Source organism: Streptomyces sp. CA-146814 (genome assembly GCF_050942385.1).
Lineage (GTDB): Bacteria > Actinomycetota > Actinomycetes > Streptomycetales > Streptomycetaceae > Streptomyces.
In genome coordinates, this window is record NZ_CP192068.1 from 1798992 (window position 1) to 1824616 (window position 25625).

The 25625-nt window shown below is 72.3% G+C and carries 23 protein-coding genes and 1 pseudogene; 12 read left to right on the forward strand and 12 right to left on the reverse strand.

Annotation, left to right across the window (positions count from 1 at the left end; all coding sequences use genetic code 11):
- Window positions 1-106 precede the first annotated feature (106 nt).
- Window positions 107-916 (forward strand): site-2 protease family protein, encoded by an 810-nt coding sequence (locus ACQP09_RS07980; protein ID WP_433397092.1) that lies wholly within the window; start codon window positions 107-109, stop codon window positions 914-916.
- 13 nt (window positions 917-929) lie between these two features.
- On the opposite strand, the gene ACQP09_RS07985 is transcribed toward ACQP09_RS07980, so the two are convergent.
- The 3 genes from ACQP09_RS07985 to npdG all read right to left on the reverse strand — a co-directional run bounded on the left by ACQP09_RS07985 (window position 930) and on the right by npdG (window position 3243).
- Window positions 930-2030 carry a DUF3533 domain-containing protein gene (locus tag ACQP09_RS07985; RefSeq protein ID WP_433397094.1) on the reverse strand — a complete coding sequence of 367 codons (1101 nt, stop codon included), beginning with the start codon at window positions 2028-2030 and terminating at the stop codon, window positions 930-932.
- A gap of 176 nt (window positions 2031-2206) precedes the next feature.
- On the reverse strand, window positions 2207-2389 hold the full coding sequence (locus ACQP09_RS07990) for a hypothetical protein (protein ID WP_355868218.1): 183 nt from the start codon (window positions 2387-2389) through the stop codon (window positions 2207-2209).
- A 143-nt stretch (window positions 2390-2532) separates the two neighbouring features.
- Window positions 2533-3243, reverse strand: a complete 711-nt coding sequence (gene npdG, locus ACQP09_RS07995) for an NADPH-dependent F420 reductase (protein ID WP_433397096.1) — start codon at window positions 3241-3243, stop codon at window positions 2533-2535.
- A 109-nt stretch (window positions 3244-3352) separates the two neighbouring features.
- On the opposite strand from npdG, the gene ACQP09_RS08000 reads away from it, so the two are divergent.
- Window positions 3353-4669 (forward strand): MFS transporter, encoded by a 1317-nt coding sequence (locus ACQP09_RS08000; RefSeq protein ID WP_433397098.1) that lies wholly within the window; start codon window positions 3353-3355, stop codon window positions 4667-4669.
- A 57-nt stretch (window positions 4670-4726) separates the two neighbouring features.
- Here the strand turns inward: ACQP09_RS08000 and ACQP09_RS08005 are convergent, their stop codons facing one another.
- Window positions 4727-4957, reverse strand: a complete 231-nt coding sequence (locus ACQP09_RS08005) for a hypothetical protein (RefSeq protein ID WP_433397100.1) — start codon at window positions 4955-4957, stop codon at window positions 4727-4729.
- A 59-nt stretch (window positions 4958-5016) separates the two neighbouring features.
- On the opposite strand from ACQP09_RS08005, the gene map reads away from it, so the two are divergent.
- Together map and ACQP09_RS08015 are read left to right on the forward strand one after the other, a co-directional pair.
- Window positions 5017-5874, forward strand: a complete 858-nt coding sequence (map, locus tag ACQP09_RS08010; RefSeq protein ID WP_433397102.1) for a type I methionyl aminopeptidase — start codon at window positions 5017-5019, stop codon at window positions 5872-5874.
- Between the two features lie 206 nt (window positions 5875-6080).
- A complete protein-coding gene (locus tag ACQP09_RS08015; RefSeq protein WP_432148291.1) occupies window positions 6081-6746 on the forward strand; it encodes a heme oxygenase (biliverdin-producing) in 666 nt (221 codons plus the stop codon).
- A 32-nt stretch (window positions 6747-6778) separates the two neighbouring features.
- On the opposite strand, the gene ACQP09_RS08020 is transcribed toward ACQP09_RS08015, so the two are convergent.
- The 3 genes from ACQP09_RS08020 to ACQP09_RS08030 all read right to left on the reverse strand — a co-directional run bounded on the left by ACQP09_RS08020 (window position 6779) and on the right by ACQP09_RS08030 (window position 10813).
- Window positions 6779-7450 (reverse strand): PhzF family phenazine biosynthesis protein, encoded by a 672-nt coding sequence (locus tag ACQP09_RS08020; RefSeq protein WP_433397105.1) that lies wholly within the window; start codon window positions 7448-7450, stop codon window positions 6779-6781.
- Between the two features lie 108 nt (window positions 7451-7558).
- Window positions 7559-9262: an HtaA domain-containing protein gene (locus ACQP09_RS08025; protein ID WP_433397107.1), complete on the reverse strand. Its 1704-nt coding sequence runs from the start codon at window positions 9260-9262 to the stop codon at window positions 7559-7561.
- 84 nt (window positions 9263-9346) lie between these two features.
- Complete coding sequence (locus ACQP09_RS08030) at window positions 9347-10813, reverse strand: HtaA domain-containing protein (protein ID WP_433397109.1); 1467 nt, start codon at window positions 10811-10813, stop codon at window positions 9347-9349.
- Window positions 10814-10965: 152 nt separating this feature from the next.
- Here ACQP09_RS08030 and ACQP09_RS08035 point away from each other — a divergent pair, with 152 nt between their 5' ends.
- From ACQP09_RS08035 to ACQP09_RS08050, 4 genes are all read left to right on the forward strand, one after another.
- A complete protein-coding gene (locus ACQP09_RS08035; protein WP_433397111.1) occupies window positions 10966-12042 on the forward strand; it encodes a heme/hemin ABC transporter substrate-binding protein in 1077 nt (358 codons plus the stop codon).
- A complete protein-coding gene (locus ACQP09_RS08040) occupies window positions 12039-13217 on the forward strand; it encodes a FecCD family ABC transporter permease (RefSeq protein WP_433397113.1) in 1179 nt (392 codons plus the stop codon). The genes ACQP09_RS08035 and ACQP09_RS08040 overlap by 4 nt, the downstream gene beginning before the upstream one ends.
- Window positions 13214-14056 (forward strand): heme ABC transporter ATP-binding protein, encoded by an 843-nt coding sequence (locus ACQP09_RS08045; protein WP_432148297.1) that lies wholly within the window; start codon window positions 13214-13216, stop codon window positions 14054-14056. The genes ACQP09_RS08040 and ACQP09_RS08045 overlap by 4 nt, the downstream gene beginning before the upstream one ends.
- 145 nt (window positions 14057-14201) lie before the next feature.
- Entirely contained in the window at window positions 14202-15197 is a 996-nt protein-coding gene (locus ACQP09_RS08050) for a hypothetical protein (protein WP_433397115.1), read from the forward strand.
- Between the two features lie 87 nt (window positions 15198-15284).
- Here ACQP09_RS08050 and ACQP09_RS08055 read toward each other — a convergent pair whose 3' ends face one another.
- Together ACQP09_RS08055 and ACQP09_RS08060 are read right to left on the reverse strand one after the other, a co-directional pair.
- Complete coding sequence (locus ACQP09_RS08055) at window positions 15285-16031, reverse strand: bifunctional DNA primase/polymerase (protein ID WP_433397117.1); 747 nt, start codon at window positions 16029-16031, stop codon at window positions 15285-15287.
- Between the two features lie 152 nt (window positions 16032-16183).
- A complete protein-coding gene (locus ACQP09_RS08060; RefSeq protein WP_433397119.1) occupies window positions 16184-16831 on the reverse strand; it encodes a TetR/AcrR family transcriptional regulator in 648 nt (215 codons plus the stop codon).
- Between the two features lie 251 nt (window positions 16832-17082).
- On the opposite strand from ACQP09_RS08060, the pseudogene ddaH reads away from it, so the two are divergent.
- Together ddaH and ACQP09_RS08070 are read left to right on the forward strand one after the other, a co-directional pair.
- Window positions 17083-17931, forward strand: a pseudogene (ddaH, locus tag ACQP09_RS08065) (dimethylargininase); the annotation flags it as partial.
- A 163-nt stretch (window positions 17932-18094) separates the two neighbouring features.
- Window positions 18095-18679, forward strand: coding sequence for a hypothetical protein (locus ACQP09_RS08070; protein ID WP_433397120.1), 585 nt, complete (start codon window positions 18095-18097; stop codon window positions 18677-18679).
- Here ACQP09_RS08070 and ACQP09_RS08075 read toward each other — a convergent pair.
- A complete protein-coding gene (locus ACQP09_RS08075; RefSeq protein WP_433397122.1) occupies window positions 18676-19671 on the reverse strand; it encodes a small ribosomal subunit Rsm22 family protein in 996 nt (331 codons plus the stop codon). The two genes, ACQP09_RS08070 and ACQP09_RS08075, sit on opposite strands and share 4 nt — an antisense overlap.
- Window positions 19672-19910: 239 nt before the next feature.
- Between ACQP09_RS08075 and ACQP09_RS08080 the strand changes: the two genes are divergently transcribed.
- On the forward strand, window positions 19911-21209 hold the full coding sequence (locus ACQP09_RS08080; RefSeq protein ID WP_433397124.1) for a hypothetical protein: 1299 nt from the start codon (window positions 19911-19913) through the stop codon (window positions 21207-21209).
- Window positions 21210-21244: 35 nt separating this feature from the next.
- Here ACQP09_RS08080 and ACQP09_RS08085 read toward each other — a convergent pair whose 3' ends face one another.
- Window positions 21245-22660, reverse strand: coding sequence for a multidrug effflux MFS transporter (locus tag ACQP09_RS08085; protein ID WP_433397126.1), 1416 nt, complete (start codon window positions 22658-22660; stop codon window positions 21245-21247).
- Between the two features lie 88 nt (window positions 22661-22748).
- Here ACQP09_RS08085 and ACQP09_RS08090 point away from each other — a divergent pair, with 88 nt between their 5' ends.
- Window positions 22749-23744 carry a Gfo/Idh/MocA family protein gene (locus ACQP09_RS08090; RefSeq protein WP_433397128.1) on the forward strand — a complete coding sequence of 332 codons (996 nt, stop codon included), beginning with the start codon at window positions 22749-22751 and terminating at the stop codon, window positions 23742-23744.
- 20 nt (window positions 23745-23764) lie between these two features.
- Here the strand turns inward: ACQP09_RS08090 and ACQP09_RS08095 are convergent, their stop codons facing one another.
- Window positions 23765-25492 carry an alkaline phosphatase D family protein gene (locus ACQP09_RS08095; protein WP_433397130.1) on the reverse strand — a complete coding sequence of 576 codons (1728 nt, stop codon included), beginning with the start codon at window positions 25490-25492 and terminating at the stop codon, window positions 23765-23767.
- Window positions 25493-25625 lie beyond the last annotated feature (133 nt).

The window sequence follows — 25625 nt, forward strand, 5'->3', positions numbered from 1 at the left end:
TCACGGTGTTGACCGGGTGGAACTCCTGGCCGGGTCGTCGTCGTTCCCGCCGTGTCGGCGTACGTACGATGTCGCCGCCCCGACCAGCCCCAGGAGCCGTGTGCCGATGACCACCACCGCAGCCACCCGCGGGGACCGGAGGATCAGCCCGGTCTTCCTGGGGATCGCCGCCGTCACCGCCGTCGCGGGCTGGGCCGTGTGGACCGGCTTCGCGAGCGCGACCGGCTTCGCGGTCTTCCTCTTCGTCACCGGGGCGTGGATCGTCTCGCTCTGCCTCCACGAGTACGCGCACGCGCGCACCGCGCTGCACAGCGGGGACCTCTCGGTGGGGGCGAAGGGCTATCTGACGCTCAATCCGCTGAAGTACACCCACGCGCTGCTCAGCATCGTGCTGCCCGTCCTCTTCGTCGTCATGGGCGGGATCGGCCTGCCGGGCGGCGCGGTCTACATCGAGCGGGCCCGGATCCACGGCCGGTGGAAGCACAGCCTGATCTCGGCGGCGGGCCCGCTGACGAACGTGGCGTTCGCGATTCTCTGCACGGCCCCGTTCTGGCTGGACGCGCTCGACGGGGTGCCGCTCGCCTTCCAGTACGCGCTGGCGTTCCTGGCGATGCTCCAGGTGACGGCCGCGATCCTGAACTCCCTGCCGATCCCGGGGCTCGACGGCTACGGCGTGATCGAGCCCTGGCTGTCGTACAAGATCCGCCGCCAGGTGGAGCCGATCGCTCCGTTCGGGCTGATCGCGGTCTTCGCCATCCTGTGGATCCCCGGCGTGAACATCGCCTTCTTCAACGGGATCGACGCGCTGCTGGGCGTCCTGGGCGTCGACGACCTCCAGCGGTACTGCGGCTACGACCTCTACCGCTTCTGGCGGTCCTTCTTCGGCGAGCAGAACGCGGTGTGCGCGGTGGAGTGAGCCCCGGGACGGCTCAGTGTGCGGCCGCCACCGGCTCCCCGGGACGGGCCTCGCGCTGCCGCCTGCCGCGCAGCGCGGCGGCGAGGATCGCCACGACGACACCGCCGAACGCCCAGGCGCCGAGGATCCACAGCGCGCCGGTGGTGGCGTTGCCGTCGAAGTAGACCGTGTTGCGCACCACGGTCGTCCCGGCGCCCGGAGGCAGCGCCTGGCCGATCGCGCTCCAGAACGGCGGCAGCAGCGAGGACGGGTAGACGCCCCCGGAGCTGGGGTTGCCCAGGATCGTGAAGATCAGGATGGTGAGGCCGAGGCCGACCGTGCCCGCCACGGACTGGAGCGCGACGCCCACCGCCCCGGAGGCGAAGACCACCAGGGTGCCGATCCCGACCAGCTCCCAGAACGCGCCCGGCAGGCAGTCCAGCACCGGGCCCACGATGATCGCGCCGCCGATGCCCGAGACGAAGCCGTACGGAAGCATCGCCGCGAGCCGGACCAGGGTGCGCCGCAGGGTGGGCTTCTTGGAGCCGGCCGCCATGTTGAGGGCCGAGGCGGCGAGGTAGCCGCCGATGGTCCAGCTGAGGACCAGGTAGAAGGACGACAGGCCCCGCGAGTCGCCGGCGGCGGGCGGCCGGATGTCGCGGACGACGATCGACCGGTTCTGCGCCCGTGCGACCTCCTGGAGGATCTCGGTGGCCGCCGTGGTGGCCGACGGGCCGCCCGCCGAGGCGACGATCAGGGTGTCGGTGCGCCCGGCCGCGTCCATGACGAGGGCGGCGTCGGTGCTCCGGTCCAGCAGCCGGGCCCGCGCCTCGGCGCGGCTCCCGACGGCGGTGACATGGAGCGGGTCGCCGGGGAGCGCGTCGAGCCGGGCGACCAGGTCGCTCTCGGCGGCGGGCGGCGCGACGACGGTGATCGGCACCTGGTGCGGCTTCGGGGCGTGGAAGGCGCCCATGTAGGAGAGGGCGAAGCCCAGCTGGAGCAGGAGCACGCCGAGCATGACGAGCGCCGACCGGGTGGAGACGGCGTCCCGCACCTCCCCCAGGAAGCCCCGGTCGCCGTCGCCCGTCCGTGCGGTCGAGCCGGATCCGTACCCGTCGTCCCTCGCGTCTGCCACGCGGACCTCCCTCGTCGGCCTCGCCACGGCCGTGGCGAGGCCGTCACATGGTCGGCTCCGGGGGGCGCTGGGTCTCCGGGGCGCGCCCGCGAGGGAGGGCCCTCGACCCGAACGGCTCAGGGCTCAGGCCTCAGGGCTTACGAGGGGTGGTGCAGCGGCGAGGGGTGGCGCAGCGGTCAGCGGGCTTCGGCCGCGGCCTCCATGCGCTGCTTGCGTACGTAGAACCACACCATGTTCGACGAGAGCCCCGCGATCAGCACCCAGATGATCCCGAGCAGGCTGCCCTGGACGAAGGAGACCACGGCCGCCGCGACGGCGAGGACGCAGACGACGAGGGCGTAGAGAGCGAGGCGGGGCATGGGGAGCGGCTCCTGTCGGGGAACGGTCGGGCACCGGGCGGGGAACGGACGGCGTGGTCCCGTCCAGTGTCCCCCATGCCCCGTTGTGCCCCGCCTCGGGCCCGGGGAGCCGGGCCCGGATCCCCGGGCCCGGTCCGTACGCGTCAGACGTCGGTGGTGCGCAGTCCGGCGTGGGCCTTGTAGCGGCGGTTGACCGAGATCAGGTTCGCGACCAGCGACTCGACCTGGTGCGCGTTGCGCAGCCGGCCCGCGAAGATGCCGCGCATGCCGGGGACGCGGCCCGCCAGCGCCTGCACGATGTCGGTGTCGGCGCGCGCCTCTCCCAGGACCAGGACGTCGGTGTCGATCTCCTCGATCGACTCGTCCTGGAGCAGCACGGCCGAGAGGTGGTGGAAGGCGGCGGTGACCCGGGAGTCCGGCAGCAGGGCGGCGGCCTGCTCGGCGGCGCTGCCCTCCTCCGGCTTGAGGGCGTAGGCGCCCTTCTTGTCGAAGCCGAGCGGGTTGACGCAGTCGATGACGAGCTTGCCCGCCAGCTCCTCGCGCAGGGCCTCCAGGGTCTTGGCGTGGCCGTCCCACGGCACGGCGACGATCACGATGTCGCTGCGCCGGGCGCACTCCGCGTTGTCCGCGCCCTCCACGCCGTGGCCGAGCTCGGCGGCCGCGTCGGCGGCGCGTCCGGCGTCCCGGGAGCCGAGGGTGACGCGCTGTCCGGCGCGGGCGAGCCGGTAGGCGAGGCCGCGCCCCTGCGGTCCGGTCCCGCCGAGTACGCCGACGCTCAGCGCGGAGACGTCGGGAAGGTCCCAGGGGTCCTTGGCGGGGGGCTTGGGCGCGCTGCCGCTGTCCTGTGTAGTCATGGGCCGACCCTACTGCGAGGTAGGGCCGGGAATCCCGCCCGAGTCCGGCGAAGGCGACCGGGGAAACCGGTTTGCCCGGGGCGCCCCGCAGTACGGATCATGGCCCCTCGTGACCGAAGCTTCCCCCGGCCTCCCCGGCTCCCCTGCCTCCCCTCCCCCGTCGCGGCTCCGCGCCCTGCTGCCGGACCTCGCGCCGTGGCGCTCCTCGCCCGACTTCCGGCTGCTGTGGATCCAGGGGCTGATCACGTACTTCGGCAGCTTCATGGCCCTCATCGCGCTGCCGCTCCAGATCAAGCACCTCACCGGTTCGCCGCTCGCGGTCGGGGCGATGGGGGCGGTGGAGCTGGTGCCGCTGGTGGTCTTCGGGCTGTACGGCGGGGCGCTCGCGGACGCCGTGGACCGGCGCCGGGTCATCCTGCTCACCGAGGCGGGGCTCGGTGTGCTCGCCGCGATCCTGCTGGTCAACGCGTTGCTGCCGGAACCGCTGCTGTGGCCGCTGTACGTGGTGGCCGGCGGGGTCGCCGCCCTGGCCGGGCTCCAGCGGCCCGCGCTGGACTCGCTGATGGCCCGGATCGTGCCGCACGCCCAGCAGACGGCGGCGGCCGCGCTGAACTCGCTGCGCTGGCAGATCGGGGCCATCGCGGGTCCGGCGCTGGCCGGTCTGGTGGTGGCGTACGCGGGTCACGGCACGGCGTACGCGGTGACGGTCTGCACGTTCGCCGTTTCCGTCGTGCTCTGCCTGCGGCTCTCGCCCGCGCCGCCCGCCAAGGAGGCGGCCAAGCCGTCGCTGCGCGGGATCGTGGAGGGGGCGCGGTACGCCTGGAGCCGGCCGGTGCTGCTGGGGACGTACGCGATCGACCTGGCGGCGATGTTCTTCGCCTTCCCGAACACCATCTTCCCGTTCCTGGCGGACGAGCTGGACGCGGAGTGGTCGCTGGGGCTGATGTACGCGGCGGGCTCGGTCGGCTCGCTGGCGCTCGGGCTGACCAGCGGCTGGACGTCCCGGGTGCGGCGGCACGGGCTGTTCGTGGTGTTCGGGGCGGCGGTGTGGGGGCTGGCGATCGCGGCGGCGGGGTGGTTCTCCAGCGTGTGGGTGGTGCTGGTCTGCCTGGGGGTGGCCGGGGCGGGCGACATGCTGAGCGGGCTGGGGCGCTCGACCATCTGGAACCAGACCATTCCGGAGGAGCTGCGGGGGCGGCTGGCGGGCATCGAGGTGCTCTCGTACAGCGTGGGGCCGCAGCTGGGGCAGGTGCGGGCCGGGGCGATGGCGGGGTGGACCGGGACCCGGTCGGCGATCTGGACGGGCGGGGTGGCGTGCGTGGCGTCGGTGGCGCTGCTGACGGCGGCGCTGCCGAAACTGGTGCGGTACGACTCGGAGACGGATGAGGACGCGGTGCGGAGGCGGGAGGCCCGGGTGGAGGGGTGACCCGGGGCTCCGCCCCGTACCCCGCTCCTCAGACGCCGGAGGGGCTGAAAGATGCCCTCAATCGCCGGGCCGGCTGGAACGGTCCTCGTCGTGCCACTTCGGGTCCGTGTCCCACTCCAGGTTGCGGTCGCGGGCCGTGTCCATCGCGTGCTGGGCCGCCTCGCGGGAGGTGTAGGGGCCGAACCGGTTCTGGGCAGGGCACTCCGGGCCCTCCTCGACCTTCTTGTGCTCCAGGCAGTAGTACCACTCGCCCGGCTTGCCGACCGTGCGCTTCTTGAACAGGGCCATCGACTGCTCCTTTCCTTGTTGCCATGGTGCCCCCGGGACCCCTGGTTAGACTCGCTGGCATGTCTGGCCAGTCGCTTCTCGTACCAGGGGAGATCACTCCCGTCCGTTCCGTTCCCGGAAACATCCGGCGCCCCGAGTACGTGGGGAAGCCGGGCCCGAAGCCGTACACCGGCCCGGAGATCCAGGACTCCGACACCATCGAGCGGATGCGGATCGCGGGCCGCATCGCCGCGCAGGCGATGGAGGAGGCCGCCAAGCACATCGCCCCGGGCGTGACCACGGACGAGCTCGACCGGGTCGCGCACGAGTTCATGGTCGACCACGGCGCGTACCCCTCCACCCTCGGCTACCGGGGCTTCCCGAAGTCGCTGTGCAGCTCGCTCAACGAGGTCATCTGCCACGGCATCCCCGACTCCACCGTGCTCCGCGACGGCGACATCGTGAACCTGGACGTCACCGCGTACATCAACGGCGTGCACGGCGACAACAACGCCACCTACCTCTGCGGTGACGTGGACGAGGAGTCGCGGCTGCTCGTCGAGCGGACCCGGGAGTCGCTGGACCGGGCCATCAAGGCGGTCAAGCCGGGGCGGCAGATCAACGTCATCGGCCGGGTCATCGAGTCGTACGCCAAGCGGTTCGGCTACGGCGTCGTGCGCGACTTCACCGGCCACGGGATCAACTCCTCGTTCCACTCCGGCCTGATCATCCCGCACTACGACAGCCCGAACGCCACCACCGTGATGCAGCCCGGCATGACGTTCACGATCGAGCCGATGCTGACGCTGGGCACCCACGAGTACGACATGTGGGAGGACGGCTGGACCGTGGTGACGAAGGACCGCAAGCGGACCGCGCAGTTCGAGGAGACGCTGGTGGTCACGGAGACCGGTGCGGAGATCCTCACCCTGCCGTAATCAGCCCAGACTGTCCGTTATCGGGCCCTCCGCTCTCTCATCGCGTATTTTTTTACCGACAGACAGTCGGGAACCAGTTGACTTAGGTAAACCTAAGTAGGAGGATCGGCGTACCGGCACGCGCCGCCGCAGCGTCGCGGCGGTCGCCTGCCGATATTTCCGTCTGTTTCTGGACTTCCCGTCCCCCTCGGCCCCGGAGGCCCGCCTTGGACGCAACCGCCACCGTCACTCCCTTCTCGACGCTCATCCGCACCGCGTCGCACGAGCAGCACACCGAGGCCGAGACCTCGACCTTCATGGGTGACCTGCTCGGCGGGCGGCTGGGCGTCGACGCGTACACGCGCTACACCGAGCAGCTGTGGTTCGTCTACCGGGCACTGGAGGAGGGTGCGGAGGCCCTGCGGAACGACCCGGTCGCGGGCCCGTTCATACAGGCCGAGCTGATGCGCTCCACCGAGCTGGAGCGCGACCTGGCGCACCTGCGCGGCGAGAACTGGCGCGAGGGCCTGGAGCCGCTGCCCGCCACCGCCGCGTACGCCGCCCGGGTCACCGAGTGCGCGCGCACCTGGCCCGCCGGATACATCGCGCACCACTACACCCGCTACCTCGGCGACCTCTCGGGCGGCCAGATCATCCGCGACAAGGCGGAGAAGACCTGGGGCTTCGAGCGCAAGGGCGACGGCGTGCGGTTCTACGTCTTCGAGGAGATCACCAACCCGGCCGCGTTCAAGCGGAGTTACCGCGAGCTGCTGGACGGCGTGAACGCGGACGACCTGGAGAAGCAGCGGATCATCGAGGAGTGCAAGCGCGCCTTCGCGCTGAACACCGCGGTCTTCCGGGAGCTGGGCGAGGTGTTCCCGCTCAGCGCGTAATACCGCTCATCTTGCTCACGGCCGCCCGGAGTTCAGCCCCGGGCGGCCATCAGGACGCGGCCCCCCACCTCCACCGTGCCGTCCGGCGCGGGTGCTGTGAGGATCTGGGAGCCGCGTCCTTGTGTGATGTTCAGGGCCCGGCCGAGGTGTGCGCTCAGCAGCATGGCCGCCGCGCCGGTCGCCTCGTCCTCGGTGACCCCGTCGCCGCGCCTCGGGAAGGCCCGCGCGCGGACGCGTCCGGCCGCCTCGTCCTCCCAGGCCCACGCGTAGAGCCGGCCGTCTCCGGGCGGTGGGCCCGGCAGCGCCTCCACCTCGCCGGCGCTCGCGTACTGCTGGAACGTGCGCGGCGGGGCCCACTCGGGACGCGCGGTGATCCAGGTGAACTCGCCGTCCTGGCGGGCGAAGACGTCCCCGACGGCCAGCTCCAGGATCTCCAGATCGAGCAGCCAGGCGGCGCCGACCAGCGGATGTCCGGCGAACGGCAGCCGCAGCCCGGGTGTGTGGATGTCCACCCGGCCGCGCTCCGGGTCGTCGACGAACACGGTCTCGCTGAAGCCCAGTTGCCGGGCCAGCCGCTGCCGGGACGCCTCGTCGGGGTGGCTGCTTCCGTCGCGTACGACACCGAGGGCGTTGCCGTGGCGGCCGTCGGGTCCGCAGAAGACCCGCAGGACGTCGATGCCCCGGGGTACGTCGTCGTGGTTCACGTGCGCATTCAAGCACCACCCGGTGGCGGGCCGGGGGCCGAGGGAGCCCGGTGACGGCCGCAGGGCCGTACCCGGTGGGTACGGCCCTGCGGGTGGTGCGGGGTCGGATCAGGCGGTGGCGTTACGGCGACGACGTGCCAGGAGCACGATGCCGGCACCGGCCGCCACGACGACGCCGGAGGCGGCGATCAGCGCGCCGGTCGGCGTGTCGGAGCCGGTGGCGGCCAGGGCGCCGGAGCCGCCGACCGAACCGCCGGTGGTGGAACCGCCGGTGGTCGAACCGCCGACGGTGCCGCCGCCGGTGGTGGAGCCGCCCGCGGTGGAACCGCCGGTCGAGCCCGAGCCGCCGGACTCGCCGGACTCGCAGGCCACGCCGTCGCCGTCACCGTCGAGGTGGGCCGCGTAGCCGGGCTCGCCCTTCTTGATGGGCGTCACGCCGGCCGCCTCGGCCGCGGCGCAGTTCTCGTACTCCGTCGAACCGCCCGGAGGCAGCGTGGCGTCCTTGTCGAGCGAGACCGCGGCGTTCAGGGGGTCGAGCGCCTCGCCCTTCTGGTACATGCCGCTGAACGCCTTGGAGCCGTCCTCGGTGAGCGTCGCCGGGATGCCCTTGAGGGTCACCACGCCTTCCTTGGCGGTGAGCGCGCCGGCGGGCACCTTCAGGTCGGCGAAGGGCAGGCCGGTGAAGGTGTTGACCTTGCCGGAGGCCCGGTCCTTGGTGGAGACGTCGGCGAGGAGCTTGCCGGTGGTGCCCTGGACGTCGACCTTCAGGTTGCTGAGGGAGAGGTCCAGCTCGTACTCACCGGCGGTCTCGTGGCCGAGGAAGCGCACCTTGCCCTTGAACTGGGCGTCGAGCGTGTTCTTCGCGGCGTCGAGGTGACCGGTCGCCTTGGTGAAGCGGTAGCCGGCGTCGTTGGCGGTGGCGCCGTCGCTCGTCTCGACCTTGCCGTGGGCGATCGGGCCGACGACGTACGAGCGGAAGGACTGCTTGAGGCCCCAGTCCAGGGTGCCGTCGACGACCGGGCCGGTGGTCGGCTTGGCGGACTCGGTGGGGGTCGGCTTGACGGGAGGCTTGACCGGGGGCTTGACCGGAGGCTTCACGGGCGGGTCGACCGGCGGGTCCACGGGCGGGTCGACCGGGGGGTCAACCGGCGGGTCGACGGGGGGCTTGGCCGGCTTGACCGTCAGCGTGGCCGGGTCGACCGGGTCGCCCTCCTTGTAGGCCGAGCCGAAGACCGCCGCACCCTCCTTGGCGAAGGTGGCGGGGATGGCGGCGAACTTCATGCCCTCGGCGCCGTTCGAGGCCGCCACGTCGGTGAGGTCGAGGTTGGCCATCGCCAGGTCGTCGGTGACGACGGCGTCCTTGCCCGGCGACTTGGTGGTGACGTCGACGGTGATCTTGCCGCTCTTGCCGACCGTGAGGACCTTGACGTCGGACAACTTGATGTCCAGGGCGCCACCGTGCGCCTCGTAGTGGACGCTGCCCTTGAAGGAGGAGGTCACGGCGTGGGTGCCGAGCTCGTACTCACCCTTGTCCAGGGGGAACTTGTACGAGCCGTCCTCGTTCTTGGTGGCACCGTCCGCGAGGGTGGCGGTGCCGCCGAGGCGGTCGATCATCGAGCGGAACGACGCGCGGACGCCCCAGTCCAGGGTGCCGGACTCCAGCGTGTACGTCTCCGAGGGGGCGCCGGCCTCGGCCACGGCCTGGGCGGGGGCGCCGTCGGCCGCGAAGGCCGGGAGGGCGAAGGTCGCGCCCAGGGCGGCGGCCGTGGCGACGGCTGCCGCCAGGGCTATGGGGCGGCGAGTTGCTGCCATGTCGGTGGGTCTCCTAGGGAAACGGGGGGAGGAAGGGAGGCGTGGGGGGAGGGGGTGAGGAACCATAAAGCGCACATGGGGGCGTCAGGAGGTCTGGGGCGCGTCGGCACCGGGGGCCTGGCCGGCCTTGCGGCGGCGCAGCGCGAAGAACGCAGCGGCCGCGGCGAGCAGCAGCACACCGCCGCCGATCGCGGCGTACGTCCCGGCGCCCGGCCCCGAGTCGGAGGCGGCGGCGACCGGTTCGGCCGACGGCTCGGCCGAGGGCTTCGCGGTGGGCTCGGCGGCGGCCGTCGGCTCGCTGCCGAGGTCGGGCAGCGGCGGCAGCTGGGCCTTGCCGTCGACGGCGACGGCGAGCGAGACCGGGTCCATCTCGGTGCCCGCCTTGTACATGGAACCGAACGCCTCGGCCCCGCCCTCGGTGAGCGTCGCGGGCACCTCGGTGAGGACGGCGAGGCCCTCCTTCGGCGCGAAGTCCTTGGCGGCGAAGGTGATCAGGGGCACGCCCTTGCGGGTGGTGCCCGCGCTCGTGACGTCGGCCGACAGCGTGCCCTTGCCCCGGGCCACGGCGACCCTGACACCGGCGAACTTCAGGTCCAGGTCATGGGCGCCGGTGAAGTGGACGCTGCCGCCGAAGTCCGCGGCCAGCGTCTGCCTCTTCGCGTCGTACGTGCCCTTGCCCTGCGGGAAGCGGAAGAGCGCCCCGCCGTCCTGGGCGCCGTCGGCGAGCGTCCACTTGCCCTGGCCGATGGAGCCGGTGACGTACTCACGGAAGGTACGGCGGACGCCCCAGTCGACGGCGGCGTCCTCGAACCGGCCCGCCTTCTCCTTGTTCTTGGCCTTCTCGGCGTCCTTCTTCTCGTCCTCGTCCTTCTTGGCGTCCTCGTCCTTCTTCTCGGACGGGGCCGGCTTCGGCTGCTCGGCCGGCGCGCCCTCGGTGTCCACCGAGAGGCTGATCGGGTCGAGCGGCGTACCGGCGGTGTAGTAGCCGGCGAAGGCGGACGCACCCTGCGCGGTCAGCGTCGTGGGGACGTTGCTGAGGGCGATGGGGGTGGAGCCGCCCTTCATGTTGATGCCGCCGAGGCCGAGCGTGGCGAGCGGCACCTGGGAGCGGTTGGAGACCTTGCCGGTCCCCCGCTCCTTGCTGACCATGTCGGCGAAGAGCGTGCCGCTGCCGCCGCTGATCCTGATGGTGGGGCGGCTGATGACGAGGTCCAGCTCGTTGGTGCCGTCGGCCTTCTTGTGGCCGGTGAAGTGCACCCCGCCGGAGAACCCGGAGCTGAAGGCGCCGGTCGCCGGGTCGTAGGAGCCGTTGGCGGAGTGGAAGCGGAACTGGCTGCCGCCGACCGTGGCGGCGCCGCCGGTCAGGCTCCAACTGCCCTGGGCGATGGGGCCGGTGACGTAACTCTGGAAGGAGGACTTGATGCCCCAGTCCAGCCGTCCGCCCTGCACCGTACGGCTGGCCGCTTGCGCGGTGGTGGCGGGGAGCATCGCTCCCAGCAGCACCGCGAGGAGCGCGACGGCGAGCGCGCGGGCGGATCTGGACGGCAGCATGAGGGACCCCTCCGAGGGCTGGATGTGCAGGTAAGGCTAACCTAAGGTATTCCCAGCCCCGGCCGGAACCCCTCCGGCACCTCCACACCACCGACACATACGTCACATCTGAACCACCTTTCACAGACCGCGGAACGACAGGACGGTGCCCCGTGCGCATCACGCAGGACTTCGCCCCTCAGGGCCCGGACACCGAGCGGGCCTTCGGCCGTCGGCCGGTCCGCGGCCGGGCGGGCGCCGCCCTCACCGCCGCGATGGCTCTCGCCCTGCTGCTGACGGGCTGCGGCGGAGGCAACGATTCCGCATCGACGCCCGCCAAGAGCTCCGCCGACGCCGACCGGGTCGAGCCGCTCGCCGCCGCGCCCGCGCCGAAGCTGCCGGTGACGGTGGACTCGGCGGACGGCAAGAAGGTGACGGTCGACTCCACCGACCGGATCGTGCCGCTCACCGGTTCGCTGAGCGAGATCGTCTTCACCCTCGGCTTCGGGAAGCAGGTCGTCGCCCGGGACATCACCGCCACCTTCGAACAGGCGGAGAAGCTCCCGGTGGTGACCCGTGCCCACGACGTCTCGGCCGAGAGCGTCCTCTCGCTCAAGCCGACCGTCGTCCTCGCGGACACCACCACCGGTCCGCGCGAGGCGATCGACCAGATCCGCGACGCGGGCATCCCGCTGGTCGTCGTCGACCCCGCCAAGGAGCTCGCCGACGTCGGCCGCCGGATCGACACGGTCGCCGAGGTGCTCGGCGTACCGGCGGCCGGCACCGAGCTGAAGAAGCGGACCGAGTCCCGGATCGCGGCCGTCCAGAAGACCATCCCGGACCACGCGGACGGCAAGAAGCCGCGGGTCGCCTTCCTCTACCTGCGCGGCTCGGCCTCCGTCTATCTGCTGGGCGGCGCGGAGTCGGGGGCGAGTTCGCTGCTGGAGGCGGCGGGCGCGGTCGACGCGGGCAAGACGTCCGGGCTGAACAAGGACTTCACCGCCATCACCAGCGAAGCGCTCGCCAAGGCCGCGCCGGACGCGATCCTGCTGATGAGCAAGGGGCTCGACTCGGTGGGCGGCATGGACGGTCTGGTGAAGATCCCCGGCATCGCGGAGACGCCCGCCGGGATGGACCGCCGGGTCGTCTCGATCGACGACGGCGTACTGCTGAACTACGGCCCGCGCACCGACCGGGTGCTCGCCGAGATCGTCGAGCAGCTGTACCCGAAGGGCGGCACGGGCCAGTGACGACGTCGTACGAGGAACGCACCGGGGAGCCGGAGTCCACGGGCCCGAGGGCCGGGGCGGCCCTTTCCAAGGCCCCGGCTGCCGGAGAGCCGCTCTCCAAGATGACCCCCGACGGCACCGCCGAAGCGAAGGCCACCCCCAAGTCCCCGCGCAGCAAAGCCTTCGTCCTCACCGCCGGACTCTCGCTCGCCCTGCTCGCCGGCTGTCTGCTCTCCGCCGCGATCGGCGCGTACTCCATCCCCATCGGTGACGTCCTGGCCTCGCTCCAGCACCGGATCGGGCTCGGCGGACAGCCGCTGGACCGGGTCGGCGAGAGCGTCCTGTGGAACGTCCGGCTCCCCCGCGTCGTCCTCGCGCTGCTCGTCGGCGCCTCGCTCGGCTGCGCGGGCGCCCTGATGCAGGGCGTGTTCGGCAACCCGCTCGCCGAACCCGGTGTCATCGGGATCTCGGCGGGCGCGGCGGTCGGCGCGGTCGCCTCCATCGCGCTCGGGCTGACGTTCTTCGGCAACTGGACGATCACCGTCTTCGCGTTCATCGCCGGTCTCGCCACCGTGCTGCTCGTCTACACGCTCTCGCGCTCGGGCGGCCGGACCGAGGTGGTGACGCTGATCCTCACCGGTATCGCCGTCAACGCCTTCGCGGGTGCGCTGATCGGGCTGTTCATCTTCTTCGCGGACAACGCGCAGATCACCCAGATCACCTTCTGGCAGCTCGGTTCGCTCTCCCAGGCGACCTGGCCCAAGGTGCTGGCGGTCCTGCCCTGCGCCCTGGCCGGACTCCTCATCGCCCCGTTCTACGCCCGCAAGCTGGACCTCCTGGCCCTCGGTGAACGGCCCGCCCGCCATCTCGGCGTGGACGTCGAGCGGCTGCGGATCACCCTCGTCCTGGTGGTGGCGCTGCTGACGGCAGCCGCCGTGGCCGTGGCGGGGATCATCTCGTTCGTCGGGCTGCTCGTCCCGCACCTGCTGCGGATGGCGAACGGTCCCGGTCACCGCTTCCTGGTCCCCGGCAGCGCGCTCGGCGGTGCGCTGGTGCTGGTCGCGGGCGACCTCGCGGCCCGGACCGTGGCCGCCCCCGCCGAGCTGCCGCTCGGGGTGCTGACCGCGCTCTTCGGCAGCCCGTTCTTCTTCTGGCTGCTGCGCAGGACCCGTCGTAAGCAAGGTGGTTGGGCATGAGGACGCTGAGAGACCTGTTCGCGGTACGGAGCCGGGAGCTGCCCTCGCCCGTCGCACCCGGCTCGCCCGCCGTCCAGGCCACCGGGGTCTCGGTCCGGCTGGGCGGGCGGCAGGTGCTGGATGCCGTCGACCTGACCGCGCACGCGGGCGAGGTGGTGGCGCTGGTCGGTCCGAACGGGGCCGGCAAGTCCACGCTCCTGGCCGCGCTCGCCGCCGACCTGGCCCCGGGCAGCGGCGAGGTGCTGATCGGCGGCCGCTCCACCGCCGAGTGGACCGCGCCCGAACTGGCCCTGCGCCGCTCGGTGCTGCCGCAGTCCGCCGTGCTCTCCTTCCCGTTCCCGGTGGAGGACGTCGTACGGATGGGGCGTGCGCCCTGGGCCGGTACGGAGCTGGAGGACGAGGACGACACGGCCGTGGCGGCGGCGATGGCGGCCACCGAGGTGACCCGGTTCGCCGCCCGCCCGTTCTCCGAACTCTCCGGCGGTGAGCGGGCCCGGGTGGCGCTGGCCCGGGTGCTGGCGCAGCGGGCGCCGCTGATGCTGCTGGACGAGCCGACGGCCGCGCTGGACCTGCGCCACCAGGAGCTGGTGCTGCGGATCTGCCGGGAGCGGGCGGCGGCCGGGGACGCGGTGGTGGTGGTCCTGCACGATCTGGGGCTGGCAGCGGCGTACGCGGACCGGGTGGCCGTGCTGCACGAGGGGCGGATCGCGGTGGTGGGGCCGCCTCGGGAGATCTTCGACGGGGAGCTGCTCGGCGAGGTGTACCGGCAGCCGGTGGAGGTGTTCCCGCATCCGCGTACGGGGACCCCGCTGGTCGTCCCCGTACGCCGCCCGGCCTGAACTCCGGCTTCCCGAACTCCGGCTCCGGGGCCGCCAGGTCACGGTGTGGACGCTGTATCCGGTCCGCGCCCGCACGCCGTACGCGGCCCCGGTAGGGTTTCGACGGTCAGTGCGGGCGACGGATGCAGAAGGCGCAGAGCAACGGATGACAAGGCTGGGTCGACTGACGGCGGGGCTCGCTACGGCCACGGCGCTGTGCGTGACGGCGAGCGGCTGTGTGACGGTCCACGGTGAGCTGGAAGTGCTGCCGGGGGCGACGGAGTCCGAGGCCGCCCAGGCGCTGACGGACTTCGTCAACGCCTACAACGCGGCGGACAAGACGTACGATCCGGCGCTGGACGCGGACCGGGTGACGGGGTCGCTCGGCGCGATCAACCAGGCCGGGCTGAAGGCGCGGCAGACGTACAGCCCGGACGGCAACAAGGCGTACAGGCCCCTGGAACTGACGGACGCCACCTACATCATCCCGAAGAAGGCAGGGTGGCCGCGCTGGTTCCTGGCGGACACCGACTCCAACCGGGACGAGGACGGCGGGAAGCTGGACACCCGCTGGCTGGTGGTGTTCGTACGGAGCGGTCCCGACGCGCTGTGGAAGGCGTCGTACCTCGGGGTCGTCCTGCCGTCCCAGATGCCGGAGTTCACCCGGGACGAGGACGGGCTCGCCACGCCGGTGGAGCCGCAGAGCACGGAACTGACCGTGTCTCCGGCCGACTTGAGCATCGCGTACACGGAGTACCTGCAGAAGGGCACGCCGGACGTGTTCGCGGCGGGCACGACGACCTCGCAGTGGCGCGAGACGCGCCGTACGACCCGGCGGCCCGGGTTCTCGTACCAGTACGTCGACCAGCCGCTGACCGGTGGCACGTTCGGGCCGCTCGGGCTGCGCACCGAGGACGGCGGGGCGCTGGTCTTCTTCAACAGCAAGCACTTCGAGCGGCAGGTGACGGCGGAGGGGCTGAAGCCGGAGGTCAACGCGGATGTGAAGGCGCTGATGACCGGCGAGGTCACCAACAGCCTCACCAAGGAGCGGATCTCCAGCCAGCTGGTGCACGTGCCGGCGCGCGGCGAGGCCGCGGGCTCGGGCGGCCGGGTACGGATGCTGAACCGGCTGCCGGGGCTGATCGCGGCGAAGGGCGAGTGAGGGGCGCTTCGGAACGCCCCTGGACCCGCACCCTCGACGGTTCGCCCCGTCCTCACCGGTCCGATCCGCCCTCAGCAGCTCAACGGCTCAACGGCTCAACGGCCAGGCGATCGAGTCGTGGTCCAGCTCGCTCTGCTCGGCGCTGCCCGCGTACCGGGCGCAGGCGTCGGTGAGCGTCTCCAGCAGGTTCAGCGGGTCGGGCAGCTCGTGCTCGGGGCCGCGCACCCAGTGGACGTCGAGCTCACCGGGGAGCCGGGCGGGCGGCAGGAGGACGTAGCTGCCGCGGCAGTGCCAGCGCAGGCCCGGATGGGCGTCCATGGTCTCGGGATGGCAGTCCAGCTCGCAGGGCCACCACTCGTCCTCGTCCTCGGGGGTGCCACGGGTGGCGGTGAAGAAGAGCATCCGGTCCTCGCCGGACCGGGCGACCGGGCCGACGTCGATGCCCGCCGCGAGAAGACGCTCCAGGGCGCTGAGGCCGGCGGTGAGCGGGACGTCCAGCACGTCGTGGATCATGCCGGTCGCGGTGATGAAGTTGGCCAGCGGCTGGCTGCGGGCCCAGCGCTCGATCTGGGCGCGGTCGGTCGTCGACTGCGTCTGCCAGGCGAAGGAGATGGGGTGCCGGGCGGGGGTGGGACAGCCGATGCGCTCGCACGAACATCGGTAGCCGAGGGGGTGGGCGGCGGGAGCGATGGGCATGCCCGCGTCGGCGACCGCCAGGAGCAGCTCCACCCGGGCCGTCCCGTCGGCTTCGGCCTCCGGTGCTTTGGGACGTCGCCGCAGCCAGTGGGAGATCCTGCTCTCTGTGCCGCGGAAACGGCCGGAATCGGCGCCCATCTATCCCCTCACCTCAGCATTTCACCTCAGCGTTGCCCGTCCATGGTCGCACCATCCGGCGGCTGGGGTGGCCAGAGTTCACCAGTGGGGCCGTGTACCACTGCACCGAGTGAGCACCATCACGTCCGATGTCATCACATAACGGATAAGGATCAAGGTCGCGGGGTGAGCCCGCCGAGGGCGTAGTCGACGATCGTGTCGGCGTACGCATGGGTGAGCGGGAGGGTCCGCAAGAGCCAGCGGTGGGTCAGTGGCGCGATCAGGAGCTCCAGGGCGATGCGCGGATCGGCGTCGGGACGGAGCTGTCCGGCCTCCTTGGCGGCCTCCAGTCGTGTGACATACAACGCGAGCTGCGGGTCGAGCAGCTTCTCGACGAATTCGGCGCCGAGTTTCGCGTCGACGATGCCCTCGGCGGTGAGCGCCCGGGTGGGGGCCTCCATCAGCGGGTCGTTCAGCTCGTCGACGGTGGCGCGCAGGACGAGCTTCAGATCGGCGGCCAGGTCACCGGTGTCGGGGATGCCGTACTCGGCGCCGTCCACCTCCGCACCACCGCCGGCCTGCGGGTTCGCCTCCTCGGCGGCCCGGGCAGCCAGGTCGAGGAAGGCCTCCATCAGGACGGCCGCCTTGGAGGGCCACCAGCGGTAGATCGTCTGCTTGCCGACCCCGGCGCGGGCGGCGATACCCTCGATCGTCGTACGCCGGTAGCCGCTCTCGCCGACGAGGGCGAGGGCCGCGTCGTAGATGGCCCGGCGGGAGCGGTCGCTGCGGCGGCTGGAGTCGGGTGCCTTGTGGGGTGCCATGGGTCCAATCTAGTACCGGACGAGCCGATACGTATCGTCTTGCCGGAATCCGCTGGAAACGGGCCACGTCGGGCTCCGTAGGACGATCTCGGAAACGGGCCGCCGTCGGGCTCCGTAGGACGATCTCGGAGACGGGCCGCCGTCAGGCCTCCGTAGGAGGATCCGCCGAACCACCCGATCGGTCCACTGCGGATCCGGCCCGGACGGCGCACCATGGGCTCACGCACAGACCGTGCGCATCCCACCGTTCCGCGGCCCCGGCCGCCGATCGCGAGGAGCCCCAGTTGAACCGTGACGCCACCCCTCGTCGCTACCTGATGTGCGCTCCGGCGCACTTCCGGGTCACCTACTCCATCAACCCGTGGATGGACCCGTCCAAGCCCGTCGACCTGCCGCTGGCCCAGACCCAGTGGGAGGACCTGCGGGACCGCTACCGCTCGCTCGGCCACACCGTCGAGCTGCTCACTCCGCGCCCGGACCTCCCGGACATGGTCTTCGCGGCCAACGGCGCCACCGTGATCGACGGGCGGGTGCTCGGTGCGCTGTTCGCCTACCGGGAGCGGTACGAGGAGGCCGAGGCCCACCGCGAGTGGTTCCGGGAGAACGGTTTCACCGACATCCGGGAGCCGGACCACGTCAACGAGGGCGAGGGCGACTTCGCGGTCACCGCCTCCTACCTCCTGGCCGGCCGCGGCTTCCGCTCCAGCCCGCTCTCGCACGACGAGGCCCAGGAGTTCTTCGGGCTGCCGGTCATCGGCCTGGACCTGGTGGACCCGCGCTACTACCACCTGGACACGGCGCTCTGCGTGCTGGACGCGGTGGCCGACGAGATCATGTACTACCCGGACGCCTTCTCCCCCGGCAGCCGGGCCGTGCTGCGCCGCCTCTTCCCGGACGCGCTGCTCGCCCGGGAGGCTGACGCGGCGGCGTTCGGTCTCAACTCGGTCAGCGACGGCCGCCACGTGCTGCTGCCCCAGGCGGCGACGGGCCTGCTGGACCCGCTGCGGGACCGGGGCTTCGAGCCGGTCCCGATGGACCTGGGCGAACTGCTCAAGGGCGGCGGCAGCGTGAAGTGCTGCACGCAGGAGCTGCGGGGCTGACGAACACCCGGGGCACCCTGCGGCCGGACGTGGACGCCGTAATTCCTTGGGGAAACGGCGTCCATGCGACGAGTATGTGAGGAAACACCGGCATGAGTCCGGTGGTGTCCTATGAGGGGGAATTGAGGGATGTTCGCACTGCCGAGCCGTCGAGGCGCCGGCCATGGCTGACGGGTTCATCCAGTGGTACCGGGACGGCGTGACCACTGCCGACTTCGCCGAACAGGTGGAGATCTTCTCGGAGTTCGGGATCAAGCTCATCCACCCGAACAGGAACGCGGCCTTGGTGCTCGACATCGAAGGCAACGACGTCCCCATGAGCCAGGAGGAGCTGGCCGGTCTCATCGGGCGGCGCTTCGCCACGCTCACGTTCAACTGGTGGCTGACGGCGGACATCAATGTGGTCGACACGCACGGGGCCGTACCGGTCGACCGTGAGACGCAGACGCTGTGGCTGGACGGCCTCCGCCCCGACGAGGCCCGGCGCGTCGAGTCGGCCGTCATGGCCGCCGCGACGCGTCTGCCCGTGCCGACCCGGGCCGTCATCGTCGACCGGCGCGGAGTCTCCGACCCCGATGCGTGGGATTCGATCGCGCTGTGGGACGGGACCGGCGTCCCGCTGCTTCCCGACGCGGTGCTCGCGCTGGAGCCCATCGCCGAACGGATCCGGCGCGCCGCCCCGGGGCTGCGGAAGGAGGACGCGGGGTCCGGTCTGAGCAGGCTCGTGCCGCGTCACGGCCCGGCTTAGCCGCTGCCCTCCGGCGGCCAGGGATCGCCCCAGGCGATGTTCCTGGCCGCCCGGTACAGCTCGCCGTGGCGCTTGGTGACCGTCGAGCGGTCCAGGCCCTCGTCGCGGGTGCAGAGCTCCAGCAGCACCTGGCCCTTGCGGATCTGCGGCTTGCGGGTGACCCGGGCGGGCGCCGGGGTGGTGGGGAAGCGGGTGGCGGCGACGTAACTGAACTTCTCGTCCTCGTGGCTGAGCGAGCCGCCCTTGACCTGGCGGTGCAGTGAGGAGCGGCTGACCCGGGCCGAGAAGTGGCACCAGTCCGTGCCGGGCTCGATCGGGCAGGCGGCGCTGTGCGGGCACGGGGCGGCGATCCGCAGGCCGGCGGCGATCAGGCGGTCCCGGGCCTCGATGATCCGCGCGTAGCCGTCCGGGGTGCCCGGCTCCACGATCACCACGGCCTGCCCGGCTTCGGCGGCCGCGTCGACCAGCTCGGCCCTGGCCTGCGCGGTCAGCTCCTTGAGTACGTAGCTGACGGTGACCAGGTCCGCCGGTGCCAGCTCCAGCGCCGCGCCGATCCGGGCCCGCTCCCAGCGCGCCTCCCGCAGCCCCGGCACCCCGGACGCCTCGGCCAGTTCGCGGCCCAGTGCCAAGGCGGGTTCGGCCCAGTCCAGGACGGTCGTCGCCGCGCCTTCCCAGGCCTCGGCCACCGCCCAGCTCGCCGCTCCCGTGCCGCCGCCGACGTCGGTGTGGGTGGCGGGCGACCAGTCGGGCGCGGCCTCGGCGAAGGCGCCGAGGGCGGAGCGTACGGCCTCGAAGGTGGCGGGCATCCGGTACGCGGCGTACGCGACGACGTCGGAGCGGTCCCGCAGGATCGGGGCGTTCGTCGGGGTCTCCCCGCGGTAGCTGGCGATCAGCCGGTCGACGGCCTGCGCGGCCTGCTTCGGCGGCAGCCCGTCGAGCAGCCCGGCCAGGGCCGCGCGCAGGGACTGGGCGGTGGGGAGGGTGGCGTTCACCGCCGAATTGTAGGCGGAGGCGACCCGGCCGGCGCATTCCGCCCGGCCCGGCCCGGGAGGGGTACGGGGCCCCTGCGGCGGAGCCGCGTAACCGGTTTTCCACGAACTCCACGCCGTCGAAAGCCGGTTGCTACGCTGGCCCGCGCGAGATCGGCACAAGGCGCGCACCGGCCGTGTGCCGCGAGGCACGAGACGCACAGCACCAGGCACCGGATCACGTCCGTTCCATCGGGGGAGCCATGAGGCAGAAGGTCGTGCGGCTGGCCCTCGTCGGCGGGGTCGTCCTCCTCGCCCTGCTCCTTTCCCTGGCGACCTGCGGCTCCGACCCGGAGGACACCGTCCCGGTGAAGCGGGTGATGCCGAGCGCGGGGACGGTCACCCGGCTCACCGTCCCGCCGCAGTACACGACCGACCGGGGCTGGGAGATCATCGGCTCCTCCCCCGAGGTCGCCGTCTCCCACGCGACGGGCCGCCTCGCCTATCTGGAGCGCCTCGACGGCAACCGCTACCGGCTGCGCACCGTCGACACCGCCACCGGCGGACTCGGCTGGCAGGGCCAGGTTTGGCGGCCGCCGGACCCGCTGCACTACCCGAGGCTCGCCACCGTCACCGCGGGCGACCGGCAGTACTTCGTGACCTGGTCGTACGGGAAGGTCGGCGACGGGATGACCCCGGCGTCCACCTTCGTCTCGCTCGACGTGTACGACGTGACGGACGGCGCCCGGCAGCGCGTCGAGGTGCCGTGGTCCGGCGCCCCGGACGTCGACACGAACGGCCCGGAGATCGTGGTCAGCGACGGCAAGGCCAACAGCGCGCTGGTCGACCCGGTCACCGGCACGGTCTCCGAACTGAGCGCGGACGAGCTGAAGTACCCCAAGGGCTGCCCGGCCTGCAAGCAGCTCACCGAGGTGTACGGGCAGACCGAGGCAGGCCTGCTCGTCGGCGGGGCCCGGGAGTTCTGGGTGCGCGGCGGCTGGTTCAGCCGGAACGTGGCGCCGAAGGGCGTCGACCGGGGCAGCGGCGTGGTGACCTCGGTGGCCGGGGACCGGGTGCTGGCGAAGTGGGCCCTGGCGAAGAAGGCGAAGCGGGCCGCCACCCACGAGCTGTGGACGGTGCACGACGCGGCGACCGGCAAGGCGCTGGTCTCGGTGGAGTGCCACCGGCCCGCCATAAAGCCGGGCCGCTACCCGCAGGCCGTCCTCTCCCCTTCGGGCGACCACCTGATCGCCGGGAACCTGGCCTTCGACCTGGAGGCGGGCCGGGGCCACTGCTTCGAGGCGGCGGACGGCGCGGCCCATCTGACGCTGGCCACGGTGACGGACGACGGCATCGCGTACGGCGCCGAGAACGCGCGCGACGCCGCGGAGGCGCTCTCCGGCGTCGGGCTGCCGGTCGCGGTGGACCTCGCGAACTGGACGGTCGAGCAGCTGTCGCGCAACGCCCGGCTGCCGGGACTGGAGGCGACGGGGGTCGGGGTGTTCCGCTGGACGGACCGCCAGGAGCGGACGCGTCTGCTCGGCTATCCCCGTACGGACTGACCCTCCGGCCCTCCGGAAAGGGGGCAAGACACCCCCTAGAGGGCTTCCTTCCCCGCCCGCTGCCACGGCCGGCACAGCCCCAGGAAGCAGCCCACCGCCGCCACCGCGCACACCAGCTGCACGACCGCCATCGGCACGGCCGTGTCCTCCCCCGCGATCCCGACCAGCGGCGAGGCGATCGCGCCGATCAGGAACGAGGACGTGCCGAGCAGCGCGGAGGCCGAGCCCGCCGCGTGCTTGGTCCGCATGAGGGCCTGGGCGTTGGTGTTGGGCATCGCCACACCCATCGCCGACATCAGCACGAAGAGCCCGGCCGCGATCGGCACGAGCCCCACCTCACCGAACACGCCCGTGGTCATCAGCAGCAGCGCCACCGCCGCGAGCACGATGACGGTGAGGCCGAAGCCGAGCACCTTGTCCAGGCTGATCCGGCCGACGAGGAGCTTGCCGTTGATCTGCCCGACGGCGATCAGGCCGATCGAGTTGAGGCCGAACAGCAGGCTGAAGGTCTGCGGCGAGGCTCCGTAGATCTCCTGGACGACGAAGGGCGAGGCGGAGATGTACGCGAAGAGGACGGCGAAGGCCAGTCCGCCGGTGACCATGTAGCCGGTGAAGACCCGGTCGGCCAGCAGCCCGCGCATCGTCCGCAGGGCCTCGCCGACCCCGCCGGTGTGGCGGCTGCCCGGCGGCAGCGTCTCGTGCAGCCACTTCCAGACGACCAGGGTGAGCACGATGCCGACGCCGGTGAGCACGACGAAGATGCCGCGCCAGTCGGTGAACCGCATCACCTGGCCGCCGATCAGCGGCGCGATGATCGGCGCTACGCCGGAGATCAGCATCAGGGTGGAGAAGAACCGGGCCATCTCCACGCCGTCGTAGAGGTCGCGCACCACCGCCCGGGCGATCACGATGCCCGCGGCGCCCGCGAGCCCCTGGAGGAGGCGGAAGCCGATGAGGAGTTCGGCGGAGGGGGCGAGCGCGCAGATCGCGGTGGCGATGACGTAGACGACCATGCCCAGCAGCAGCGGCCTGCGGCGCCCCCAGCGGTCGCTCATCGGGCCGACGACGAGCTGGCCGAGCGCCATTCCGGCCAGGCAGGCGGTCAGCGTGAGCTGGATGGTGGCGGCGGGCGCGGCGAGGGAGTCGGTGACGGCCGGGAGCGCCGGGAGGTACATGTCCATGGAGAGCGGCGGCAGGGCGGTGAGCCCGCCGAGGACCATGGTGACCAGGAACCCGGTGCGCCGGGCCGCCTTGACGGCGGGGGCGGTGAGGCCGCCTGCCTCCGGGACCGCCGGGAGGCCGGCGGGGGCGGTGACCTGCGGGGCTCCCGGGTCGACGGAGAGGGCGCCGGCGTCACCGTGCGGGGTGAGGGGCGCGCTGTCGGGTCCGGGACCGGTCCCGGAGGTGGGTATGTGCTCTCGCTGGGCCCGGCTGCCGCCGCTGTCCGGCATTCTCTTCTCCACATCGTTGAATCCGCATCTATGCTCTCAGCTCGGCCGGAGTGGTCGATACCTCTTTTGTTACGGCGGTGGCACGGGCATGGGCGAGACGGTGCGCTGGGGCGTTCTGGCGACGGGCGGCATTGCCGCGACCTTCACGGCGGACGTACAGGCGCTGCCCGGCGCCGAGGTGGTGGCCGTCGCCTCGCGTACGGAGGCCTCGGCGCGGGCCTTCGCCGACCGCCACTCCATCCCGCGCGCCTACGGGAGCTGGGCGGAGCTGGTCGCCGACGACGCGGTGGACGTGGTGTACGTCGCCACCCCGCACTCGGCGCACCACGCGGCGGCCGCGCTCGCGCTGAACGCCGGAAAGCATGTGCTGTGCGAGAAGGCGTTCACGCTCAACAGCCGGGAGGCCGAGGAGCTGGTGGGCCTCGCGCGGGACCACAACCTCTTCCTGATGGAGGCCATGTGGACCTACCTCAACCCGGTGGTCCGCCGGCTGGCCGAGCTGGTGCGGGACGGGGCGATCGGCGAGATCCGTACCGTACAGGCGGACTTCGGCTTCGCGGGCGACTTCGCCCCCGGCCACCGGCTGCGCGACCCGGACCTGGGTGGCGGCGCGCTGCTGGACCTCGGCGTCTACCCGGTCTCCTTCGCGCACCTGCTCCTCGGCGAGCCGGACCGGATCCAGGCCGACGCGCTGCTCTCGCCGGAGGGCGTCGACCTGAACACGGGGATGCTGCTGGGCTGGGAGTCAGGCGCCACCGCGCTGCTCTCCTGCTCGATCGTCGGCCACCACCCGACGGCGGCCACCGTCATCGGCACCGAAGGCCGGATCGACCTGCCGCGCGACTTCTTCCACCCGGACCACTTCGTGCTGCACCGGCCCGGCAGGGAGCCGGAGACGGTCACCTCGGGTCCGGGGCCGCAGGGCCTGTCCGGGATGCAGTACGAGGCGGCCGAGGTGGCACGCGCGGTCCGGGCGGGTGAGACCCAGTCGCCTCTCGTACCGCTGGAGGGCACGCTCGCGGTGATGCGGACGCTCGACGCGGTACGGGACCGCATCGGCGTCCGCTACCCGGCGGACCGCTGAGCCTGGTTGCGTAGAACCGGTTACGCGGGTGTGAGCCCCGGGTTCCCCGCCTCGGTCACGAAGGAGGCGGCGGTGGTGACCGGCGCTCCGGGCGTGGTGACGGCCGACACCGTACGGAAGTCGGCGCGGGCCTGCTTCTCCGTGAGCGTGACGAGCGCGTAGCCGCGCCGCCCGTTGTAGTGCTTCATATGCGGGTTGGCGCGGGTCTGGTTCTCCCAGTTGGCGGGCCGCTCCGCGCCGTCCTTGCCACTGGAGACGGACGTGGTGACGATCTCGGTGCCGACGGTCCGGGAGGCCGGGTCGTCGAAGTCCTTCTTCAGGTCGAAGGCGTAACTGACGTGGACGTCACCGGTGAGGACCATCAGGTTCTCCACCCCGGCCGACTCGGCCCCGGCCAGCACCCGCTGCCGGGAGGCCGGGTAGCCGTCCCAGGCGTCCATGGAGAGCTTGTAGGCGGCGGTGGGCACATCGCGCCGCTGGGCGAAGGTCACCTGCTGCGGCACGACGTTCCAGGTGGCGGCGGAGGTGCGCCAGCCGTCGATCAGCCAGCGCTCCTGGGCGGCGCCGGTCATCGTGCGCGCCGGGTCCTCGGACTCCGGGCCGGGGGTGCGCCAGCCGTCCCCGTACGCCTGGTCGCTGCGGTACTGGCGGGTGTCGAGGATGTCGAACTGGGCGAGCCGGCCGAAGGTGAGGCGGCGGTAGAGGCGCATGTCCGGGCCGGTGGGACGCTGCGGGGTGCGCAGGGGCTGGTTCTCCCAGTACGCGCGGTACGCGGCGGCCCGGCGCAGCAGGAACTCCTCGGGCTCCACGTCGTTCTCCGGGATCTCGCCCGCGTAGTTGTTCTCGGTCTCGTGGTCGTCCCAGGTGACGACGAAGGGGTGGGCGGCGTGGGCGGCGATCAGGTCCGGGTCGGACTTGTAGAGGCCGTAGCGCAGCCGGTAGTCCTCCAGGGTCATGGTCTCGCGGTTGTAGTGCGCGGGGAGGCGGCGGTCGGTGTAGTTGCGGGCGCCGCCGGTGGCGGTGACGGCGTACTCGTACAGGTAGTCGCCGAGGTGGAAGACGACGTCGACGTCCTCGGCGGCCAGGTGGCGGTGGGCGGTGAAGTACCCGTCGTGGTACGCCTGGCAGGAGACGGCGGCCAGGGTGAGGGAGCTGTTACGGGTCGCGGCGGCGGGCGCGGTGCGGGTGCGGCCGGTCGGGCTGGTCCAGCTGCCGGTGCGGAAGCGGTAGAAGTAGCCGCGGCCGGGGTCCAGGCCCTGGACGTCGGCGCGGACGCTGTGGCCGAACTCGGCGTGGGCGGTGACCGACCCGCGCCGCACGATGCGGCGGAAGCCCTCGTCGTGGGCCAGCTCCCAGCTCACCTGGACGCGGCCCGCCGGGAGGCCGCCGCCGGGCTCGTACGGGCGCGGCGCGAGCCGGGTCCAGATGAGGACAGAGGCGGGCAGCGGGTCGCCGGAGGCCACGCCGAGGGTGAAGGGGTCCTCGGTGATCCGGCGGGCGTCCAGCTCGGCGGCGGCGGCCGTACCGGCGGCGGGCAGGTTCATCGAGAAGGCGAGCGCGGCGACGGCTCCCGCGCCGGTGAGCAATCGGCGGCGGTCCAGGCCGCCCCGGCCCAGGCCGCCCAAGCCGTCCCGGCCGCCCAGGCCGCTCTTCGGACGGGATAAGGGCGCTGTGGCGGCGGTGAGTTCGGCGGGTCGGACGGATCGGACACCCTGGCCGGGCCCCGTGAAGTTCTGTGCGGCTGTCATATGCCCCTCGCTTGCCGGATGCTGCCGGATGGTGTCGGAATCCAGCGCACCGCCGGCGCGCGACGCGCCGTTGTCGCGTGCACAACATCCGCATGGCGGGTCGATGAGCACCGTGTGCCCTGTGCACCGACCT

Excerpts from the sequence above, each read along its gene's own strand:
- ACQP09_RS08050 (WP_433397115.1), top strand. The coding sequence starts at position 14,202 with ATGACAAGGCTGGGTCGACTGACGGCGGGGCTCGCTACGGCCACGGCG.
- map (WP_433397102.1), top strand. The coding sequence starts at position 5,017 with ATGTCTGGCCAGTCGCTTCTCGTACCAGGGGAGATCACTCCCGTCCGT.
- ACQP09_RS08080 (WP_433397124.1), top strand. The coding sequence starts at position 19,911 with ATGAGGCAGAAGGTCGTGCGGCTGGCCCTCGTCGGCGGGGTCGTCCTC.
- ACQP09_RS08090 (WP_433397128.1), top strand. The coding sequence starts at position 22,749 with ATGGGCGAGACGGTGCGCTGGGGCGTTCTGGCGACGGGCGGCATTGCC.
- ACQP09_RS08045 (WP_432148297.1), top strand. The coding sequence starts at position 13,214 with ATGAGGACGCTGAGAGACCTGTTCGCGGTACGGAGCCGGGAGCTGCCC.
- npdG (WP_433397096.1), bottom strand. The coding sequence starts at position 3,243 with ATGACTACACAGGACAGCGGCAGCGCGCCCAAGCCCCCCGCCAAGGAC.
- ACQP09_RS08070 (WP_433397120.1), top strand. The coding sequence starts at position 18,095 with ATGGCTGACGGGTTCATCCAGTGGTACCGGGACGGCGTGACCACTGCC.
- ACQP09_RS07990 (WP_355868218.1), bottom strand. The coding sequence starts at position 2,389 with ATGCCCCGCCTCGCTCTCTACGCCCTCGTCGTCTGCGTCCTCGCCGTC.
- ACQP09_RS08095 (WP_433397130.1), bottom strand. The coding sequence starts at position 25,492 with ATGACAGCCGCACAGAACTTCACGGGGCCCGGCCAGGGTGTCCGATCC.
- ACQP09_RS08055 (WP_433397117.1), bottom strand. The coding sequence starts at position 16,031 with ATGGGCGCCGATTCCGGCCGTTTCCGCGGCACAGAGAGCAGGATCTCC.
- ACQP09_RS07980 (WP_433397092.1), top strand. The coding sequence starts at position 107 with ATGACCACCACCGCAGCCACCCGCGGGGACCGGAGGATCAGCCCGGTC.
- ACQP09_RS08060 (WP_433397119.1), bottom strand. The coding sequence starts at position 16,831 with ATGGCACCCCACAAGGCACCCGACTCCAGCCGCCGCAGCGACCGCTCC.
- ACQP09_RS08085 (WP_433397126.1), bottom strand. The coding sequence starts at position 22,660 with ATGCCGGACAGCGGCGGCAGCCGGGCCCAGCGAGAGCACATACCCACC.
- ACQP09_RS08005 (WP_433397100.1), bottom strand. The coding sequence starts at position 4,957 with ATGGCCCTGTTCAAGAAGCGCACGGTCGGCAAGCCGGGCGAGTGGTAC.
- ACQP09_RS08025 (WP_433397107.1), bottom strand. The coding sequence starts at position 9,262 with ATGGCAGCAACTCGCCGCCCCATAGCCCTGGCGGCAGCCGTCGCCACG.
- ACQP09_RS08030 (WP_433397109.1), bottom strand. The coding sequence starts at position 10,813 with ATGCTGCCGTCCAGATCCGCCCGCGCGCTCGCCGTCGCGCTCCTCGCG.